Raw genomic sequence first — 20,112 nt, forward strand, 5'->3', positions numbered from 1 at the left:
CTTAAACTTCGGGGGAATATTCTATACACAACGACAAGGGATGTCGTTAGTTCGAAGAGATTTATCGTGGAAATAATTCACGTAGCCGCGAAATAATGCGGCTACGTGCTCTTTTCGTGAGAATTAATGGATCCCGCCAATACGATTCAGGCGTACCCCGGTCGGCCATTCGCCTTCCTGCTTCTCAAAACTCATCCAGATCGCCGTCGCTTTACCCACCAGATTCGCTTCCGGCACAAAGCCCCAGTAGCGGCTATCGGCAGAGTTATCGCGGTTATCGCCCATCATGAAGTAATGACCTGGCGGTACGATCCAGCTGGCAAGCTGCTGACCCGGCTGCTGGTAATACATACCCACTTGATCCTGCGCGATTGGTACCGTCAGGATACGATGGGTAACATCACCCAGCGTCTCTTTACGCTCAACCAGGCGGATGCCGTTCTCTTTGGTCTCGCCTTTCGGTACCTGGAAGAAGCCGCTGGTCGCTTCGCCGCCGTTACGACGGGCAAAGGTCTGCACAAAATCACTTGGCTCAACGTTTGAGTAGGTGATGGCCAGCGCGTTTTCACATGCGGTACCGGAACTGCAGCCCGGCTGAACGGTGACTTCCTTCGTGGCCGGATCGTAAGTGACTTTATCACCCGGCAGACCCACCGCGCGCTTGATGTAGTCCAGTCGCGGATCTTCCGGGTATTTAAACACCACGATATCGCCACGTTTCGGATGACCGGTTTCGATCAGCGTTTTCTGGTAGATCGGATCTTTAATGCCGTAGGCAAACTTCTCAACCAGAATAAAATCGCCAATCAGCAGTGTTGGCATCATGGAACCTGATGGGATTTGGAACGGCTCGTAAATGAACGAACGCACCACCAGCACAATGGCCAGCACCGGAAATACCGAGGCTCCCGTTTCCAGCCAGCCCGGCTTCGGGCCAACTTTCTTCAGGGTTTTCGCATCAAGCCCATCGCCAGTGGCTGCCTGCGCGGCAGCCTGACGTTCACGGCGTTTTGGGGCGAAGATAAACTTATCCAGACACCACAGCAGACCTGTCACCAGAGTTGCGATGACCAGGATCAGGGCAAACATGTTCGCCATGCCAACTCCTTAAGGGTTATTTGCCGTCTTTACCAACATGAAGAATGGCAAGGAATGCTTCCTGCGGCAGCTCAACGTTACCGACCTGCTTCATACGCTTCTTACCGTCTTTCTGCTTCTGCAGCAGCTTTTTCTTACGGCTGACGTCACCGCCGTAGCATTTCGCCAGGACGTTTTTACGCAGCTGTTTAACGGTAGAACGGGCGATGATGTGGTTACCAATGGCGGCCTGAATCGCGATGTCAAATTGCTGACGCGGGATCAGCTCTTTCATCTTCTCAACCAGCTCACGACCACGGTATGGCGCGTTGTCGTTGTGGGTGATCAGCGCCAGCGCATCGACGCGCTCGCTGTTGATCAGCACGTCCACACGCACCATGTTAGAGGCCTGGAAACGCTTGAAGTTGTAATCCAGTGACGCGTAGCCACGGGAGGTCGACTTCAGACGGTCGAAGAAGTCGAGGACCACTTCCGCCATCGGAATTTCGTAGGTCAGCGCCACCTGGTTACCGTGGTAAACCATGTTGGTCTGCACACCACGTTTCTCAATACACAGCGTGATGACGTTGCCCAGGAACTCCTGCGGCAGCAGCATGTGACACTCAGCAATAGGCTCACGCAGCTCGTGAATATTGTTCAGCGGCGGCAGCTTGGACGGGCTGTCAACGTAGATCACTTCTTTCGAGGTGGTTTCCACTTCATACACTACGGTCGGTGCGGTGGTGATCAGATCCAGATCGTATTCACGCTCCAGACGTTCCTGAATGATCTCCATGTGCAGCAGGCCGAGGAAGCCACAGCGGAAACCGAAGCCCAGCGCCGTTGAACTTTCTGGTTCGTAGAACAGGGAAGCATCGTTCAGGCTCAGCTTACCAAGCGCATCACGGAAGTTTTCGTAGTCGTCAGAGCTGACCGGGAACAGGCCCGCGTAAACCTGCGGCTTCACCTTTTTAAAGCCAGGCAGCGCTTTGTCCGCCGGGTTACGCGCCAGCGTCAGCGTATCGCCCACCGGAGCACCGAGGATGTCTTTAATGGCGCAGACCAGCCAGCCAACCTCGCCGCATTTCAGCTCGGTACGGTCAACCTGTTTTGGCGTGAAGATACCCAGACGGTCAGCGTTGTAGACCTGGCCGGTACTCATGACCTTAATTTTGTCGCCTTTACGCATGGTGCCGTTTTTGATACGCACCAGCGAAACAACGCCAAGGTAGTTATCGAACCAGGAGTCGATGATCAGCGCCTGCAGCGGCGCTTCCGGATCACCTTCCGGTGGCGGAATATCACGCACCAGACGTTCCAGCACATCGGGAACACCGACGCCGGTTTTCGCCGAGCAGCGTACCGCGTCGGTCGCATCAATGCCGACGATGTCTTCAATCTCTTCCGCTACGCGCTCAGGATCGGCGGCAGGCAGGTCAATTTTGTTCAGAACCGGCACGACCTCAAGATCCATTTCCATCGCGGTGTAGCAGTTCGCCAGGGTCTGGGCTTCTACGCCCTGCCCGGCATCGACCACCAGCAGCGCGCCTTCACAGGCCGCCAGCGAGCGTGAAACTTCATAGGAGAAGTCAACGTGGCCAGGGGTGTCGATAAAGTTCAGTTGGTAGGTTTCACCGTCGGTCGCTTTATAGTCGAGCGTCACGCTCTGCGCTTTAATGGTGATACCGCGTTCGCGTTCCAGGTCCATGGAGTCCAGTACCTGGGCTGCCATTTCACGATCAGACAGGCCACCGCAAATCTGGATAATACGGTCAGACAGCGTCGACTTACCGTGGTCAATGTGAGCAATGATCGAAAAGTTACGTATGTTCTTCATATAGTTAAATAATTATGCCTTACGAATTCCTGGAGGCCGCTGTTCTTAGCCTGACGTTTTTCAGTGCGAAAACGCAGCATTCTACACTACATCCCCGCAACCTGGAAATGCACTTAGAGCCAAGCATAGCGCGAAGAAACGGCGTTTTCTTTTTTGAGATGTAAATAATGATAAAGCCCGGTGGATCACCGGGCTTCAGAAGAGAGCGTCTCGACACGAAGCTGGTCAGGCGCAAGTGCAACATTGAGGATAACGGGTTGCCACTCTTCACGTGCAGCAAGCTTTGGCGACAGGCCTTTGGCAAGCCAAAATCCACCTACGCCACCCAGTGCAGCCCCACACATGGCAGCCACATCGGTGCCAAACAACATCTGGAAAATACCGCCCATCACAAACAAACCAACCAGTGGGGAGAGATAAACCAGCATCGCGGAGGTCAAAAGACTGCCTTCTGCGATGCCCAGTTCCACCTTCTGCCCTGCCACCAGCGGCTGTTCGCTCGGGACGGCAATCGTATGTGACGTCTGAGGCCCCAGCTTGTTGAGCACGCGACTGCCGCAACCCGCTCTGGACGCGCAGCTGTTACATGATGCTTTTACATCACAGCTCACCAGCGCTACGCCATCCTGCCACGATACGACCGTAGCCCACTCTTTAATCATTGTGCAGCCCTGAATTTAATGCTGTCGGAAATGCGCTTCGCCGTTTGCGGCGGCAATTCCCCGACGATGGTGATCTCGGCGTTATCACGTACCGTGGTACTCACCGTACGGCGCCCGGTACGAAGCATTTGTTCTGAACTGTTTGCCGATGCACGGTTGATGTTCACCGAGAAGCTGAACAACCCATCTGAATAAAGACGCGATTCGACCGGCGTTTCAATGGTCGGTAACTGGCGACGGCTACTGGAGACTTCACTAAATCCTTGCGGGATCCAGGAAGGAACCCAGTTGAAGTTCACAGAATCACCGGCAGGAACAGAAAGCAGCGGCGGCAGGCTGGCTTTGGCCAGATTCTGCATGCTATTGCCCACCTGATTATTCACGCTGAAGGAGATGACGCGGAACTGTTCCAGCGTTTCACCGTCACGGTCGAGCAGGTCAACGCGCATTGGCAGCTTGGTTTCTGCGTCAATCCAGACGATGTAGCTGTAACGCGTACCGTCTCTGGCAACAACGCGGATAACCTCGCAGAGTCTGTCGGCGATGCGGGTTTTGCCGACCGCGATAAAATCGTAGAAAGGCGCAAGACGCTTGAAATCGGTATAGATAAGCGATGGCAAGGAATCAACGATATAGTCGCCATTCAGAGTGAAAGGTTCCAGGCCAGGTTCAAAGTAGCTGATTTCATTGCCACGCTGAACCACTTCCCGACGTGGACCATCCATCTGTAAAAGCTGGGCGAGCGGCTGGTTATCAAGACGGGCATGGCGATAGCGTAACGATTCGACGCCCTGCTTATTAATGCTGATAAATGCCAACTCGTAATTGAGTGACTGGCTGGCCAGATTCATTTGCTGCAACAACGCCCCGGATGAAACATCAGCCGAGGCGTTGGCAGAGAAGAACAGGCTACCTGTCATCAGAGACATGGCGAACCAAAGTTGCTTCATTACTGCGATTGCGTTCCTAAAGTTTGGTTTCCGGGCACTTGCACAGCAGCCTGCTGGGTTTGTGCCTGCTCAAACTGAAGCTGTTCGGAGTGCAGACGACGCTGCAACTCATAATCCTGCAACATCGCATTGATGCGACGGCGCTGCTCTTGTACCTGCTGTTGCTGACCGCCGCTTGCGGAAGCATCTGCCGGTACGCCCAGGCTAACCGGGCTGGCTTTGCCCATCATCGGCAGTGTATTAAACACTGGCGCTTCAGGCTGCTGATTGGCTTCAGACTGAGTGTTATAGTGCTGGACGCCAACGATAACTGCAAGCGATACGCAAGCAGCCACACCCATTTGGGTAAGCTGGCTGGCCCACGGACGCACCTTTTGCCAGAACGGCATTTTCTGCCACTGGTGAGGCGCGGGCTGAGCTTCAGGAATCAGCGGAGTGGTCTGATGTACTGGCTCGTTCTCGATGGCCGCCATGACGCGAGCCGAGATATCGAAATGGAGAACCTCGCCGGTATCACCACGTAGGGTGTCACGGATGAGATGATAGCTCTCCCAGGTCTCTTGCATTTCGGGAGAATGAGACAGCTCATTGAGCAGCTCACTATCCAGCGTTTCACCATCCATTAAAGCGGAAAGTTGTTCTTTCTGCATGCCTAATACCTTTTCCAGTATCCCGCTATCGTCAACGCCTGATAAGCGGTTGAACTTTATTATCAATTGCTTCTCGCGCACGGAAAATTCGTGAACGAACCGTGCCGACCGGACAATCCATGATGGCCGCTATCTCTTCATAGCTTAGGCCATCCAGCTCCCGTAACGTAATTGCCATGCGTAAATCTTCCGGGAGCGACTCGATCGTGCGAAAAACAATTTGTCTCAGTTCTTCTGACAACATTAAGTTCTCAGGGTTCGAAATTTCTTTCAACGCGCCGCCACTTTCGAAGTTTTCGGCGTCGATTGCGTCCACATCACTAGAAGGCGGACGACGGCCCTGAGCGACCAGATAATTTTTTGCTGTATTCACGGCAATGCGATACAGCCAGGTATAAAAAGCACTATCTCCCCGGAATGAATCCAGCGCACGATAGGCCTTAATAAAAGACTCTTGTACCACATCAGGAACGTCTCCCGAGGGTACATAGCGAGAAACCAGACTCGCCACCTTATGCTGGTAGCGAACCACCAGTAGGTTAAAGGCTTTCTGATCTCCCTTTTGGACCCGTTCAACCAGGACCTGGTCCGTTAACTGCTCGCTCATCCGAGGTAATGTCTCCCCAAACCTAAATTCCACGCGCTATCGAAACGCCACTCTAACAGCATTGTACTTTGAGCAAGCACTGGCTTAGAGCGTCTATTCTTCAATAAGTTCCGTCACGCTTTTGTTTTTGTTCATCGCGCCGCAGACCGATCATTTTCTCTCATTATAAGTCTGATCACGATACGCACCCACTTTCTGACAAGAATCATCAACTTTATCGTCAGAAGAGTAACGCAACACCGGCTTTATTTCACCACAAAATCTGAAGCTAACGATCTGCTTCGCAAAATATTTTCGTTCATTTACCTGTTGTTTAGCTCTGACTTTACGTTTAGTCACCATAACAACATACAAAAAAAACGTGCGAAACGTCTCAGTCGGGTGCTATTCTGGCCAAACACTGTTTAGTAAATTAAACAAACATCATGAACACAACGCCAGAACTTCATTGTGATGTACTGATCATCGGCAGCGGTGCTGCTGGTCTCTCCCTTGCGCTGCGCCTTGCTGAGCACCAGAACGTGATCGTCTTGAGTAAAGGCCCGATGAGCGAGGGTTCAACTTTCTATGCACAAGGCGGGATTGCGGCCGTGTTTGACGAAACGGACAGCATTGCCTCACACGTAGAAGACACGCTCATTGCCGGGGCGGGGATTGTGGATGAACATGCCGCAGAGTTTGTCGCCAGCAACGCCCGACATTGCGTACAGTGGCTTATCGCTCAGGGGGTGCTGTTTGATACCCACGTCCAGCCTAACGGTGAAGAGAGCTACCACCTGACCCGTGAGGGCGGACATAGCCATCGTCGGATCCTTCATGCGGCAGACGCGACCGGAAAAGCGGTTGAAACCACGCTGGTCAGTAAAGCGCTTAGCCATCCTAATATTCGCGTCCTTGAGCGTAGCAATGCGGTTGACCTGATTATCTCCGATAAAATTGGTCTACCGGGCACGCGACGCGTCGTCGGCGCCTGGGTGTGGAATCGTAATAAAGAGAAGGTAGAAACCTGCCGGGCAAAAGCGGTCGTCCTGGCGACAGGCGGTGCCTCTAAGGTGTATCAGTACACAACTAACCCGGACATTGCCTCCGGGGACGGTATAGCCATGGCCTGGCGTGCCGGTTGTCGCGTGGCGAACCTTGAGTTCAATCAGTTCCATCCAACAGCCCTGTTCCATCCTCAGGCGCGTAATTTCCTGCTGACGGAAGCCCTGCGCGGAGAAGGCGCTTACCTGAAGCGTCCCGACGGCTCCCGCTTTATGCCTGACTTTGATGCCAGGGGCGAGTTGGCCCCGCGCGATATTGTCGCTCGCGCAATCGACCATGAAATGAAACGTCTTGGCGTGGATTGTATGTATCTGGATATCAGCCATAAGCCAGCTGAGTTCATTCGTCAGCACTTCCCGATGATTTATGAAAAACTGCTGGGCCTGGGGATCGATTTGACCCGCGATCCGGTGCCCATTGTGCCTGCAGCCCATTATACCTGTGGTGGCGTGATGGTTGACGATCACGGTCGCACCGACGTGGACGGCCTGTATGCCATTGGAGAAGTGAGTTATACCGGCCTGCACGGCGCGAACCGCATGGCCTCAAACTCGCTGCTGGAGTGTCTGGTATACGGATGGTCTGCAGCAGAGGATATTACCAGCCGTATGCCGTATGCCCGTGAAACAGAGCATTTGCCAGCCTGGGATGAAAGTCGTGTAGAAAATCCGGACGAACTGGTTGTTATCCAGCATAACTGGCACGAACTGCGGCTGTTTATGTGGGACTACGTTGGGATTGTACGGACGACAAAACGTCTTGAACGCGCCCTGCGCCGCATCACGATGCTACAGCAGGAGATTAATGAGTATTACGCCAATTTCCGCGTCTCCAATAACCTGCTGGAACTGCGCAACCTGGTACAGGTTGCGGAGCTTATCGTTCGCTGCGCAATGATGCGTAAAGAGAGTCGCGGGCTGCATTACACCCTGGACTATCCCGATCAGCTGGAAGTGTCCGGCCCGTCGGTCTTGTCTCCTCACGCTCACATAAACAGATAGAACGCCTGGGTCAGAGCTGTGTAATCTTCGGAGTAACGCTGGTCTGGCCCACGGATGACCATTCTGTCATTGAAACACTCCCCTTCTTTCGGTGAGAGTGCCAGCAACACACGATGCGGCAACCGCCCTTCAGTGTCCGAAATGTCGGTGCGTAAACGCAGATTCCAGCCAATCTCCCGGGCAATCTCAATAAAGTTATTGCCGGTACTTTCTGGCAGTACCACGCAGAAAAAACCTTCTTCAGAGATCAGCTCAGCCGCACTGGTTAACAGCGCCTTATGATCGAGTGAACCGGTATAACGAGCCCGTTCGCGCTCGGGCGTACCGCACTCCACGCCGGGTTCGTAGTAAGGAGGGTTACTGACAATGAGATCGTAACGTGAAGTTTGCTCAGGCGCCCAGGCAAGAATATCCGCACACTCAACGGAAAGGCGTGGCGCCCAGGGGGATTCCCCAGCATTTTCACTCGCCTGCCCTGCGGCCTGCGCATCCAGTTCGACGGCATCAATGGTGACATGTTCTTCCGTGCGCTGCGCCAGCATCAACGCCACCAGCCCGCTGCCCGTACCGATATCAAGAATACGCTTAACACCTGCGACAGGTGCCCAGGCACCCAGTAAAATACCGTCTGTACCGACTTTCATCGCACAGCGATCGTGCGCCACAAAAAACTGCTTAAACGTAAAACCATCGCGGCGCAGCTGCGCTTTGAGTTGAGACATGTCAGGGCAACCTTCTAAGTGAAACTGGAGTAGCATAGGGGAAAGCGAAGTGGTCGAAAAGCGATATCCATACAAACAGATGAAGATTACAGCCGTAACGTCTATAATCAGCGCCCCACACAGAGGTAGAACATGACTGTAACGACTTTTTCCGAACTTGAACTCGATGAAAGCCTGCTCAATGCACTTGAGAGCAAAGGCTTTACACGCCCGACCGCCATTCAGGCCGCGGCCATTCCGCCTGCGCTTGAGGGCCGCGATGTGCTCGGTTCTGCGCCAACCGGCACGGGGAAAACAGCAGCCTACTTGCTGCCTGTCTTGCAGCACCTGCTCGATTTCCCGCGTAAAAAATCAGGCCCACCGCGTATTTTAATTCTGACGCCTACGCGCGAACTGGCAATGCAGGTTGCCGATCACGCGCGTGAACTCGCGGCAAATACTCATCTTGATATCGCCACCATCACCGGCGGCGTTGCGTACATGAACCACGCCGAAGTGTTCAGCGAAAACCAGGACATCGTCGTTGCGACGACCGGCCGCCTGCTGCAGTACATCAAAGAAGAGAACTTCGACTGCCGCGCGGTTGAAACGCTGATCCTGGATGAAGCCGACCGCATGCTGGACATGGGCTTCGCGCAGGATATTGAACACATTGCGGGTGAAACGCGCTGGCGTAACCAGACAATGCTGTTCTCTGCCACGCTCGAAGGGGAAGCGATCAAAGACTTCGCAGAGCGTCTGCTGGAAGATCCGGCGGAAGTCTCGGCGACGCCGTCCACCCGTGAGCGTAAGAAGATCCACCAGTGGTACTACCGCGCGGATAACCTTGAGCACAAGGTCGAATTGCTGAAACACCTGCTGAAGCAGGAAGATGCTCTGCGCACAATCGTGTTTGTGCGCAAGCGCGAGCGCGTGCACGAGCTGGCGGAAATGCTGCGTAACGCCGGGATCAACAACTGCTATCTCGAAGGCGAGATGGCGCAGATCAAGCGAACTGAAGGCATTAAGCGTCTGACCGACGGTCGCGTGAACGTTCTGGTTGCGACTGACGTTGCCGCACGCGGGATCGACATCCCTGACGTGAGCCACGTCATTAACTTTGATATGCCGCGCAGCGGAGATACCTATCTGCACCGTATTGGCCGTACCGGCCGCGCGGGCCGCAAAGGGATTGCGATTTCACTGGTTGAAGCGCATGACTACCTGCTGCTGCAGAAGATTGGCCGCTATGTTGATGAGCCTCTGAAAGCGCGCGTCATTGATGAGCTTCGCCCGACCACCCGTGCACCGAGCGAAAAAATGACGGGCAAGCCGTCCAAAAAAGCGCTCGCGAAACGTGCTGAGAGAAAAGAGAAAGAAAAAGAGAAGCCGCGCGTTAAGCAACGCCACCGCGACACCAAAAATATTGGTAAACGTCGCAAGCCAAGCGCTGCCGCGCCAGAAACGAAAACTGAAGAGTAAAAAAAAGCCGGGAAATTTCCCGGCTTTTTTATTCCACCCCCGTGGCTGAAACCCTTACAGGCTTTCAGTAAAGGTACGGGCAATAACGTCGCGCTGCTGTTCTGGAGTCAGTGAGTTGAAGCGTACCGCATAGCCAGACACACGAATGGTCAGCTGTGGGTATTTTTCAGGGTGCTCAACGGCATCCATCAGCGTTTCGCGACGCAGCACGTTAACGTTCAGGTGCTGACCACCTTCAACGCGCACTTCAGGTTTCACTTCCATTGGGATTTCACGGTATTCGATTTCGCCCAGTTTGCTCACTGGCACGATTTCATCTTCTGCAAAACCCGCTTTCGCTACGACACAGCGCGCTTCGTTTTTCTCGCTGTCCAGCAGCCAGAAAGAGTTGAGCAGATCGTCATTTGCAGCTTTAGTAATCTGGATACCTGTAATCATGTGTTGCCTCCCTAGGCTACATTAACTGATGTCGGCCTCTCGCGGCCAATTGGTAAAACCATTGTTTCTTGTGTGTATATATATCATTCACACCTCGGTGATTTATTGATTTGAATCAATAAAAACACCAACCACATAAAGAGTGTGGTTTGAATTTATTGTTTTAGATCAATTTCAAGGCCTTACCAATTCAACTTGCCCTGCATCTTTTCAAAATAAATTTAGCCACTTAGCGCACATTTCAGCGTGTAATTTTGCTCACCGGGGTTAAACAGGTAAGCTAGTCACAGATTGAGATTCGCAGGAGAGCGAGATGACAACACCTTTAACCTGGCATGACGTGCTGGCAGAAGAAAAGCAGCAGCCTTATTTTATCAATACACTCAGCACCGTTGCTGCTGAGCGCCAGTCCGGACAGACGATTTACCCGCCGCAGAAAGATGTGTTCAACGCCTTTCGCTATACCGAACTGAGCGATGTAAAAGTGGTTATTTTGGGTCAGGATCCCTATCACGGCCCGGGGCAAGCGCATGGGCTGGCGTTTTCCGTACGTCCGGGCGTGGCTATCCCCCCTTCTCTGCTCAACATGTATAAAGAGCTTGAGGGAACCGTGCCCGGGTTTACCCGGCCAAACCACGGCTACCTGGAAAGCTGGGCGCATCAAGGTGTGCTGCTACTTAATACCGTCCTGACCGTGCGCGCGGGCCAGGCGCACTCGCACGCCAGCCTTGGATGGGAGACCTTTACCGATAAAGTCATCAGCCTGATCAACGAGCATCGCGAAGGGGTGGTGTTTTTACTCTGGGGTTCTCACGCGCAGAAGAAAGGGGCGATTATTGACCGTCAGCGTCATCACGTGTTGAAAGCACCGCACCCGTCACCGCTGTCTGCTCATCGCGGTTTCTTTGGCAGTAATCATTTTGTTCTGGCGAATGAATGGCTGGAAAAACGTGGCGAAACGCCAATTGACTGGATGCCTGTGTTACCGGCAGAGAGCGAGTAGGATTTGAATGTGCCGGGTCAGGCCCGGCATATAAGAGGCTTATGCCTTATTCTGACGCCACCATTCAGCCAGCAGCACGCCGGTTGCAACGGAAACGTTCAGACTTTCCACATTGCCTGTCCCGTCAATAGAAACGCTCAGATCCGCACTGGAGAGCGCCGCATCAGACAGACCATCGCGTTCCTGACCTAACACCAGCACCATCTTGCGTGGCAACGTCGCTTTAAACAGCGGCGTACCGGCGTGGCTCGAGGTGGTCACAATGGAATAACCCGCTTTACGGAACTGCTCAAGGGCATCCAGAACGCTGTCGCCGGTGATCGGCTGTACGTGCTCTGCTCCGCCTTCCGCAGTACGGATCGCGGCACCGGATTCCAGCAGCGCGGCATCCTGCAACAGTACGCCTTTCACGCCAAAGTGCGCGCAGCTACGCATCATCGCACCCAGGTTGTGCGGGTTGCCCACATCTTCCAGCGCCAGCACGCAGTCATCGGCATCCGCCTGGCTGACCCACTGCTGCACGGTCGTGCCGTTACGTTTTTTGATCAGGAAGCAAACGCCGCCGTGGTGTTCGGTACCGGACGCTTTGGTCAGCTCGGCATCATCCACCACGTGGTAGGCTTTGCGGTTCGCGGCCATCCAGCGCAGCGCTTCTTTGAAGCGCGGAGTCACGCTCTGGATAAACCAGGCGCGGACGATACACTCAGGACGGCTCTGGAACAGGGCCTGGCAGGCATTCTCGCCATACACGCGGGTCTCTTCCGCACGCTGACGGCGCAGCACTTCCGGGTCGATAAAGCTCTTACCGCTGATACCGCCGTGATCGGCTTTTTCTGGCGTCTCATCGCCAGGAGCGCGAGAAACGGTGCGCCACGGTGAGGCGTTATCGCGTGAGAAGTCATCACGCGGACGATCGTCGCGTGGACGGTCATTACGTGGGCGGTCGGAACGCGGACGGTCATCGCGTTTGCGATCGTCACGTTTGCGGTCATCACCACGGGTATTTTTGTCATCGCGGGCGGGGCGACGGCCACCGTCTGCACGAGAAGACGCCGGACGCCCGCCACCTTTTCCGGTACGCGGATTTTGGGTGCGTTTATCAGAGTCATCATCACTGCGGACATACATCACTTTGACCTTGCCGCTTTTGTTTTTCATTTCGTCGTTCATGCTTTTCTCCACCAGCGCTGCGCGAAGCGCGCAGATTACCCGATGTGCCAGCGCATAGCCATAATTTCGTACAAAAGCCTGTGACTATTGTTCTCATTGAATAAAACGCATTGTTGTTTCAAACAGGCTCATTGATAATATGTAACATATTAGAAACATTATCGGCGTTCTGCCGCTGTCCCACGGCTCTATCAGAGGTTAGTTATGAATACCGTATGTGCCAACTGTCAGGCTCTTAATCGCATTCCGGACGATCGGATGGACGATGGTGCGAAATGCGGACGTTGTGGCCATGAATTGTTTGATGGCGATGTCATTAACGCGACGGGTGCTACGCTGGACAAACTCCTCAAGGACGATCTTCCTGTGGTGGTCGATTTCTGGGCACCGTGGTGCGGCCCCTGCCGCAGCTTTGCGCCGATCTTCGAAGACGTGGCCGAAGAGCGTAGTGGAAAAATGCGTTTCGTTAAGGTGAACACCGAAGCCGAGCGCGAACTGAGCGCACGTTTTCGTATTCGCAGCATCCCGACCATTATGATTTTCAAAAATGGTGAAGTGATCGACATGCTCAACGGCGCAGTTCCGAAGGCACCGTTTGAAAGCTGGTTAAACGAGTCGCTGTAACAATCGCGGGGCACATCTTGTGCCCCGTTCTCGCCTCTGCGAAAATAGGGTTTTTCCTGCATTTCGCCCATGACTGATAACGCTGTCCTTAAATTACGCGCCGAACGCCTTGCGCGCGCAACTCGCCCCTTTCTTGCCCGCGGCAACCGTATCCGTCGCTGTCAGCGCTGCCTGCTACCGCTGAAGGTTTGCCTTTGCGAGACGCTGGTCCAGAGTACGGCAGAGAGCCGTTTTTGTCTGGTCATGTTCGATACCGAGCCGATGAAGCCCAGCAATACGGGGCGTCTTATCGCCGATATTTTACCGAATACCGCCGCGTTTCAATGGTCTCGTACAGAACCCCCTCAGGCACTGCTCGATTTAGTCACACACCCCGGCTATCAGCCAATGGTGGTTTTCCCGGCGTCCTACGCGGGAGAACAGCGCCAGGTTCTTTCTGCGCCGCCATCCGGTAAGCCGCCGCTGTTTATTATGCTGGACGGCACCTGGACCGAAGCGCGAAAAATGTTCCGCAAAAGCCCCTATCTGGATGCTTTACCGGTGATTTCGGTCGATTTGTCTCGCGTCTCGGCCTATCGCCTGCGTGAAGCCCATGCTGACGGGCAATATTGTACGGCGGAAGTGGCAATTGCGCTTCTGGATCTGGCCGGAGATACCCTGGCCGCCAGCGCGTTAGGCAGCCATTTTTCCTGTTTCCGCGAGCGTTACCTGGCAGGAAAAACCGTTCATAAGGGCAGCGTCACAGCAGCCGAGGCAGAAAGCGTTTAAAATCATCAGGCCGCTTGCATTCACAGGAGAGTTGCATGAGCCAGCGAGGGTTAGAAGCGCTACTACGACCTAAATCCATTGCCGTTATTGGCGCCTCCATGAAACCGGATCGTGCGGGTTACCTGATGATGCGTAACCTGCTGGCTGGCGGATTTAATGGCCCTGTTATGCCCGTCACCCCTGCTTATAAGGCCGTTCAGGGCGTGCTTGCGTGGCCAGATATTCAGAGCCTGCCCTTCGTTCCCGACCTCGCCATCATCTGTACGCATGCGAAACGGAATCTGGACTTACTGGAGTCGCTTGGCCAAAAAGGATGCAAAACCTGCATTATCCTCTCCTCACCTCCTGAACAGCAGCCAGAACTCCTGGCCTGTGCCGGTCGCTTTCAGATGCGTATTCTGGGGCCAAACAGTCTGGGACTGCTCGCACCATGGCAAGGGCTGAACGCCAGCTTCTCCCCGGTGCCTATCCGCAAAGGCAAACTGGCCTTTATCTCGCAGTCGGCAGCCGTATCGAACACCATTCTGGACTGGGCGCAGCAGCGTGAGATGGGATTCTCCTACTTCATTGCTCTGGGTGATAGCCTCGATATCGACGTAGATGAACTGCTGGATTTTCTGGCCAGAGACAGTAAAACCAGCGCGATTCTTCTCTACCTTGAGCACTTAAGCGATGCCCGTCGTTTTGTGTCAGCTTCGCGTAGCGCATCGCGCAATAAACCGATCCTGGTCATCAAAAGTGGGCGTAGCCCGGCGGCGCAGCGTCTGCTGAATTCGCATTCAGGTATGGATCCCGCGTGGGATGCCGCGATCCAGCGTGCCGGTTTACTTCGGGTGCAGGATACGCACGAGCTTTTTTCCGCCGTTGAGACGCTGAGCCATATGCGTCCGTTACGCGGCGAAAAGCTAATGATTGTCAGCAATGGGGCGGCACCTGCAGCGCTGGCACTGGATGAGCTCTGGCTACGCAACGGTAAGCTGGCTACGCTCGGCGAAGAGACGCTGCAACACCTGCGTGAGGCATTACCCGTCAGCGTCGCACCAGGCAACCCGCTGGATTTACGCGATGATGCCAGCAGCGAGCGCTATATAAAGGCCATTTCAATTTTGCTGGACAGCCAGGATTTCGACGCGCTCATGATCATCCACTCGCCCAGTGCGGTTGCGCCTGGTACTGAAAGCGCTCGGACGCTCATTGACGCTGTGCGTAATCATCCGCGCGGCAAATACGTTACCGTGCTCACCAACTGGTGCGGTGAATTTTCCTCTCAGGAGGCACGACGGCTGTTCAGTGAAGCCGGGTTGCCGACGTATCGCACACCAGAAGGCACTATCACCGCATTTATGCATATGGTGGAATACCGTCGTAACCAAAAGCAACTGCGTGAAACCCCGGCTTTACCAGGTAACCTGACTGCGAATGCCGTCGACGTCCACCGACTGCTGCAGCAGGCTATCGAAGAGGGGGCGACCTCGCTCGACACGCATGAGGTACAGCCCGTTCTCGGCAGTTACGGCATGCAAACGCTGCCGACATGGATCGCCAGCGACAGCGCGGAAGCCGTCCATATTGCTGAGCAAATTGGCTACCCGGTCGCCCTGAAGCTTCGCTCTCCGGATATCCCACATAAGTCGGATGTTCAGGGCGTAATGTTGTACTTACGCACGGCAGCGGAAGTGCAGCAAGCTGCAGATGCCATTTTCGACCGCGTCAAAATGGCCTGGCCGCAGGCCAGGATCCACGGCCTTCTCGTGCAAAGCATGGCTAACCGAGCAGGCGCCCAGGAGCTACGCGTGGTGGTTGAGCACGATCCGGTCTTTGGGCCGCTGATTATGCTGGGTGAAGGCGGCGTTGACTGGCGACCTGAAGAGCAGGCGGTGGTGGCATTGCCGCCATTGAATATGAATCTGGCGCGCTATCTGATAATACAGGCGATAAAGAGCAAAAAAATCCGTGGCCGGAGCGCCCTGCGCCCGCTTGATATTGCCGGATTAAGCCAGTTCCTGGTGCAGGTATCTAACTTGATTGTGGATTGTGCCGAGATTCAGCGGTTGGATATTCACCCGCTGCTCGCCTCCGGCAATGAGTTTATCGCGCTGGATGTCACGTTGGATATTGCGCCATTCACAGGCGACAGAGAGAGCCGTCTGGCGATCCGCCCTTATCCTTTACACCTCGAAGAGTGGGTGGAGATGAAAAACGGCGAACGCGCGCTCTTCCGCCCTATTCTGCCGGAAGATGAGCCGCAGCTACGCACGTTCATTTCTCAGGTGACCAAAGAAGATCTTTACTACCGCTACTTTAGCGAGATCAATGAATTCACTCATGATGATTTAGCCAATATGACGCAGATCGACTACGATCGAGAAATGGCGTTTGTGGCCGTACGGCGTTCCGGGCAGAGTGATGAGATCCTTGGCGTGACGCGTGCTATTTCGGATCCGGATAATATCGATGCGGAGTTTGCCGTGCTGGTACGCTCTGATTTGAAAGGTCTGGGCCTGGGGAGACGGCTGCTGGAAAAACTCATCAGTTATACGCGAGATCACGGATTGCTCCGCCTGAATGGCATTACTATGCCCAACAATCGCGGTATGGTCACTCTGGCGCGCAAACTGGGTTTTGACGTGGATATTCAGCTGGACGAAGGGATTGTGGCCTTGTCCCTCCCCCTGACATCAGCAGATAAACAAGAGTAACCTACTGGAAATGTTACCCACTTTTGATAGCACTGGGGTATCATTGTCCGCTTATGTTGTTTGCATGCTACAGACAACCCTTCAATGAACAGAGAAGAAACGCACTGTGATGTTGTCAAAATTCAAGCGTAATAAACATCAACAACACCTTGCTCAACTACCGAAGATTTCTCAGCCAGTTGATGATGTAGAGTTCTTTTACGCTCCCGCTCATTTTCGGGAGACGATCCTGGAAAAGATCGCCAGCGCTACGCGACGTATTTGTATTGTGGCGCTGTATCTTGAACAAGATGAAGGCGGGCGCGCGATCCTGAACGCGCTCTATGAAGCTAAGCGTCAACGTCCGGAGCTGGATGTTCGCGTTCTGGTTGACTGGCACCGTGCACAGCGCGGCCGCATTGGTGCGGCGGCGTCTAACACGAATGCTGACTGGTATTGCCGCACGGCGCAGGAGAACCCGGGCGTCGATGTGCCGGTTTATGGCGTACCCGTCAATACCCGTGAAGCACTCGGCGTTCTGCATTTCAAAGGCTTCATTATTGATGATAGCGTCCTCTACAGTGGCGCGAGTCTGAATGACGTTTACCTCCATCAGCTCGATAAATATCGATATGACCGCTACCATCTGATTCGCAATGCGCAGATGGCGGATATCATGTTTAACTGGGTTGATAGACACCTGGTCCATGGCCGTGGCGTGAACCGTCTCGACGATCCCCATCGACCTAAAAGCCCCGAAATCAAAAACGATGTTCGCACTTTCCGTCAGGAGCTGCGCGATGCGGTGTATCATTTTCAGGGCGATGCCAATAACGAAGAGCTTTCCGTTACGCCACTCGTTGGTTTAGGCAAATCGAGCCTGCTGAACAAGACCATTTTCCATTTGATGCCGTGTGCGGAACAGAAACTGACCATCTGCACGCCGTACTTTAACCTTCCTGCAGTGCTGGTTCGCAATATCATCCAGCTGCTGCGTGATGGTAAAAAAGTGGAAATCATTGTCGGGGATAAAACGGCAAACGACTTCTTCATTCCGGAAGATCAGCCGTTCAAGATTATCGGCGCGTTACCTTATCTCTATGAGATCAACCTGCGTCGATTCCTGAGCCGTTTGCAGTATTATGTGAATACCGACCAACTGGTTGTGCGTCTCTGGAAAGAGGAAGACAACAGCTATCACCTTAAAGGTATGTGGGTCGACGATGAGTGGATGCTGCTAACAGGCAATAACCTGAATCCACGCGCCTGGCGCCTGGATCTGGAAAATGCCATTTTGATCCACGATCCGCAGCATGAATTAGCCGCGAAACGCGAGCGCGAGCTGGAATTGATTCGTACTCATACTACCGTCGTTCGCCATTACCGCGATCTGCAGAGCATTGCCGATTATCCCGTGAAGGTCCGTAAACTTATTCGTCGTTTACGTCGGATCAGGATAGACCGCCTTATCAGCCGTATTCTGTAATGTTCAGGCCCTGTCATTAGCAGGGCTTTTTTATGGAGTTCGTTAATGCGCATCCCGCTCTTATTCGCCCTCTTGTGCCTGACAGGATGTAGCCACATGGCTAACGATAGCTGGTCGGGTCAGGATAAAGCACAACACTTTATCGCTTCTGCCATGTTGTCCGCTGCCGGTAATGAGTATGCGCAACATCAGGGATACAGCAGGGATCGGAGTGCGGCAATCGGCCTGATGTTCTCAGTAAGCCTTGGAGCATCAAAAGAGCTTTGGGACAGCCGCCCCGCAGGGAGCGGCTGGAGCTGGAAAGATTTTGCCTGGGATGTCGCCGGCGCAACGACCGGCTATGCCGTTTGGCAGATGGCGCATTATTAAAGTCGAATACCTTTGCCCTTGCGGTGCAGCATCAGGGACACGATGAAAGCCAGAGCCCCCATCACCGTCACATACCAGAAAAACGTTGTTTCACTGCCCCATGATTTTAGCGACAGGGCAACGTATTCCGCAGACCCGCCAAAAATCGCATTCGCCACTGCATACGAAAGCCCAACCCCCAGCGCACGAACCTGAGCCGGGAACATTTCCGCCTTGAGTATGCCGCTGATCGAGGTATAGAAACTAACGATCACCATCGCCACCATCACCAGCGCAAATGCCGCATACGGTGAGGAAACATGCTGAAGCGCGGTCAAAATGGGGACGGTACATAATGCAGATAATCCGCCAAAAATGAGCATCGACGTACGTCGACCCATCTTATCCGAGAGCGCTCCGATGAGCGGTTGTATGAGCATAAAAACAAATAAAGCCACCGTCATGACAACGCTGGCGACATTCGCATGCATACCTGTAGTGTTCACCAGATACTTCTGCATATAAGTGGTGAAAGTGTAAAAACTGAGAGAGCCGCCCGCAGTAAAGCCCAGAACCATCAGGAAAGCCTTGCGGTTACGCCATAACCCTTTGAATGTTCCCGCCTCCTTCAGCATTCTGACTTCCTTCTGAGAGGTCTCATCTAACTGACGACGCAGCCAAAGTGCGACGATAGCCAGTACAGCGCCCATGGCGAAAGGAATCCGCCATCCCCAGGTGTGAAGCTGTTCATCCGTCAAAATCTGCTGCAGGATCACCACGACAAGGATGGCCAACAGTTGACCACCAATTAGCGTGACGTACTGGAATGAGGCGTAAAAACCTTTACGACCTTCCAGTGCAACCTCACTCATGTAAGTCGCGCTGGTACCGTATTCGCCGCCGACAGATAGCCCCTGGAATAAGCGAGCCAGCAAAAGTAGCGCCGGTGCCCATGTACCAATCGTTTCATACCCTGGCAAGCAGGCGATCACCAGCGAGCCAAAGCACATCATACAAACCGAGATCAGCATGGATGCCTTACGACCACGACGATCCGCAATGCGACCGAACAGCCAGCCACCGATTGGTCGCATTAAGAATCCTGCAGCGAATACCCCTGCCGTTTGTAGCAACTGCGTTGTGGTGTTTCCCGAAGGAAAGAAGATATGTGCGAAATAGAGTGAACAGAATGAGTAGACGTAAAAGTCGAACCATTCAACAAGGTTCCCTGAAGAGGCACTGACGATTGCCCATACCCTTCTGCGGGTATCACTGTTAGCCAGCGTCCCGTTTGATGCAATGCTTTCTGTCATTGTGATTATGCTCCAGCCATAAACAGCGGCGTGTTGAGTCCAGAAGACTCGAACGCCTCGTAAATGAAATGTTATAATTTTGTTATAACAGACATTGCGATGAAGATCACACATTCCATTAGCAGGATAAGCGATTAGGAGAAAGGCTAATTAAGAGAAAATCCAAAAGCAAAAAACCCCGCACCTTTCGGTACGGGGTTCTTCTAATTGATGCCTGGCAGTTCCCTACTCTCACATGGGGAGACCCCACACTACCATCGGCGCTACGGCGTT

Annotated in this window: 20 protein-coding genes; 9 read left to right on the forward strand and 11 right to left on the reverse strand. The window is 53.7% G+C overall.

All coding sequences use genetic code 11. From position 1 onward, the window contains the following. Nucleotides 1-123 precede the first annotated feature (123 nt). The 7 genes from lepB to rseD form a co-directional block, all read right to left on the reverse strand. Nucleotides 124-1,098 (reverse strand): signal peptidase I, encoded by a 975-nt coding sequence (lepB, locus tag ACTJJA_RS14990; RefSeq protein ID WP_010434075.1) that lies wholly within the window; start codon nt 1,096-1,098, stop codon nt 124-126. 16 nt (nt 1,099-1,114) lie between these two features. After that, nucleotides 1,115-2,914 carry a translation elongation factor 4 gene (lepA, locus tag ACTJJA_RS14995; protein ID WP_089598413.1) on the reverse strand — a complete coding sequence of 600 codons (1,800 nt, stop codon included), beginning with the start codon at nt 2,912-2,914 and terminating at the stop codon, nt 1,115-1,117. A 185-nt stretch (nt 2,915-3,099) separates the two neighbouring features. After that, nucleotides 3,100-3,576: a SoxR-reducing system protein RseC gene (gene rseC, locus ACTJJA_RS15000; RefSeq protein ID WP_174340927.1), complete on the reverse strand. Its 477-nt coding sequence runs from the start codon at nt 3,574-3,576 to the stop codon at nt 3,100-3,102. After that, nucleotides 3,573-4,526 (reverse strand): sigma-E factor regulatory protein RseB, encoded by a 954-nt coding sequence (gene rseB, locus ACTJJA_RS15005; protein WP_440668559.1) that lies wholly within the window; start codon nt 4,524-4,526, stop codon nt 3,573-3,575. Before rseB ends, rseC begins: the two co-directional genes overlap by 4 nt. After that, complete coding sequence (rseA, locus tag ACTJJA_RS15010) at nt 4,526-5,176, reverse strand: anti-sigma-E factor RseA (RefSeq protein ID WP_010434079.1); 651 nt, start codon at nt 5,174-5,176, stop codon at nt 4,526-4,528. Before rseA ends, rseB begins: the two co-directional genes overlap by 1 nt. 31 nt (nt 5,177-5,207) lie before the next feature. Next, nucleotides 5,208-5,783, reverse strand: coding sequence for an RNA polymerase sigma factor RpoE (gene rpoE, locus ACTJJA_RS15015; RefSeq protein ID WP_006176728.1), 576 nt, complete (start codon nt 5,781-5,783; stop codon nt 5,208-5,210). Beyond that, complete coding sequence (rseD, locus tag ACTJJA_RS15020; RefSeq protein WP_226348011.1) at nt 5,780-5,845, reverse strand: rpoE leader peptide RseD; 66 nt, start codon at nt 5,843-5,845, stop codon at nt 5,780-5,782. Before rseD ends, rpoE begins: the two co-directional genes overlap by 4 nt. 363 nt (nt 5,846-6,208) lie before the next feature. On the opposite strand from rseD, the gene nadB reads away from it, so the two are divergent. Further along, nucleotides 6,209-7,828 carry an L-aspartate oxidase gene (gene nadB / locus ACTJJA_RS15025; RefSeq protein WP_440668560.1) on the forward strand — a complete coding sequence of 540 codons (1,620 nt, stop codon included), beginning with the start codon at nt 6,209-6,211 and terminating at the stop codon, nt 7,826-7,828. On the opposite strand, the gene trmN is transcribed toward nadB, so the two are convergent. Further along, nucleotides 7,813-8,550, reverse strand: a complete 738-nt coding sequence (gene trmN, locus ACTJJA_RS15030) for a tRNA(1)(Val) (adenine(37)-N(6))-methyltransferase TrmN (protein WP_440668561.1) — start codon at nt 8,548-8,550, stop codon at nt 7,813-7,815. The genes nadB and trmN overlap by 16 nt on opposite strands. A gap of 132 nt (nt 8,551-8,682) precedes the next feature. Here trmN and srmB point away from each other — a divergent pair, with 132 nt between their 5' ends. Further along, complete coding sequence (gene srmB / locus ACTJJA_RS15035; RefSeq protein WP_042715662.1) at nt 8,683-10,011, forward strand: ATP-dependent RNA helicase SrmB; 1,329 nt, start codon at nt 8,683-8,685, stop codon at nt 10,009-10,011. A 54-nt stretch (nt 10,012-10,065) separates the two neighbouring features. On the opposite strand, the gene grcA is transcribed toward srmB, so the two are convergent. Then, on the reverse strand, nt 10,066-10,449 hold the full coding sequence (grcA, locus tag ACTJJA_RS15040) for an autonomous glycyl radical cofactor GrcA (RefSeq protein ID WP_008502190.1): 384 nt from the start codon (nt 10,447-10,449) through the stop codon (nt 10,066-10,068). A 313-nt stretch (nt 10,450-10,762) separates the two neighbouring features. On the opposite strand from grcA, the gene ung reads away from it, so the two are divergent. Next, on the forward strand, nt 10,763-11,452 hold the full coding sequence (ung, locus tag ACTJJA_RS15045) for a uracil-DNA glycosylase (protein ID WP_089598417.1): 690 nt from the start codon (nt 10,763-10,765) through the stop codon (nt 11,450-11,452). A 39-nt stretch (nt 11,453-11,491) separates the two neighbouring features. On the opposite strand, the gene ACTJJA_RS15050 is transcribed toward ung, so the two are convergent. Continuing rightward, nucleotides 11,492-12,622: a tRNA/rRNA methyltransferase gene (locus tag ACTJJA_RS15050; RefSeq protein WP_089598418.1), complete on the reverse strand. Its 1,131-nt coding sequence runs from the start codon at nt 12,620-12,622 to the stop codon at nt 11,492-11,494. Nucleotides 12,623-12,826: 204 nt separating this feature from the next. Between ACTJJA_RS15050 and trxC the strand changes: the two genes are divergently transcribed. The 6 genes from trxC (at nt 12,827) to ACTJJA_RS15080 (ending at nt 18,547) form a co-directional block, all read left to right on the forward strand. Then, nucleotides 12,827-13,246 (forward strand): thioredoxin TrxC, encoded by a 420-nt coding sequence (gene trxC / locus ACTJJA_RS15055; protein WP_440668562.1) that lies wholly within the window; start codon nt 12,827-12,829, stop codon nt 13,244-13,246. A gap of 69 nt (nt 13,247-13,315) precedes the next feature. Continuing rightward, nucleotides 13,316-14,014 (forward strand): tRNA-uridine aminocarboxypropyltransferase, encoded by a 699-nt coding sequence (locus tag ACTJJA_RS15060; protein ID WP_440668563.1) that lies wholly within the window; start codon nt 13,316-13,318, stop codon nt 14,012-14,014. A 35-nt stretch (nt 14,015-14,049) separates the two neighbouring features. Continuing rightward, nucleotides 14,050-16,713, forward strand: coding sequence for a bifunctional acetate--CoA ligase family protein/GNAT family N-acetyltransferase (locus ACTJJA_RS15065; protein WP_214605735.1), 2,664 nt, complete (start codon nt 14,050-14,052; stop codon nt 16,711-16,713). 84 nt (nt 16,714-16,797) lie between these two features. Continuing rightward, entirely contained in the window at nt 16,798-16,845 is a 48-nt protein-coding gene (locus tag ACTJJA_RS15070) for a hypothetical protein (RefSeq protein ID WP_214594211.1), read from the forward strand. Next, nucleotides 16,826-18,178: a CDP-diacylglycerol--serine O-phosphatidyltransferase gene (pssA, locus tag ACTJJA_RS15075; protein ID WP_440668570.1), complete on the forward strand. Its 1,353-nt coding sequence runs from the start codon at nt 16,826-16,828 to the stop codon at nt 18,176-18,178. Before ACTJJA_RS15070 ends, pssA begins: the two co-directional genes overlap by 20 nt. A 45-nt stretch (nt 18,179-18,223) precedes the next feature. After that, entirely contained in the window at nt 18,224-18,547 is a 324-nt protein-coding gene (locus ACTJJA_RS15080) for a YfiM family lipoprotein (RefSeq protein ID WP_010434103.1), read from the forward strand. Here ACTJJA_RS15080 and ACTJJA_RS15085 read toward each other — a convergent pair. Then, complete coding sequence (locus ACTJJA_RS15085) at nt 18,544-19,839, reverse strand: MFS transporter (RefSeq protein ID WP_431138942.1); 1,296 nt, start codon at nt 19,837-19,839, stop codon at nt 18,544-18,546. The two genes, ACTJJA_RS15080 and ACTJJA_RS15085, sit on opposite strands and share 4 nt — an antisense overlap. Nucleotides 19,840-20,112 lie beyond the last annotated feature (273 nt).

It is taken from the genome of Enterobacter sp. 22452 (genome assembly GCF_052045065.1).
GTDB classification, from domain to species: domain Bacteria; phylum Pseudomonadota; class Gammaproteobacteria; order Enterobacterales; family Enterobacteriaceae; genus Enterobacter; species Enterobacter mori.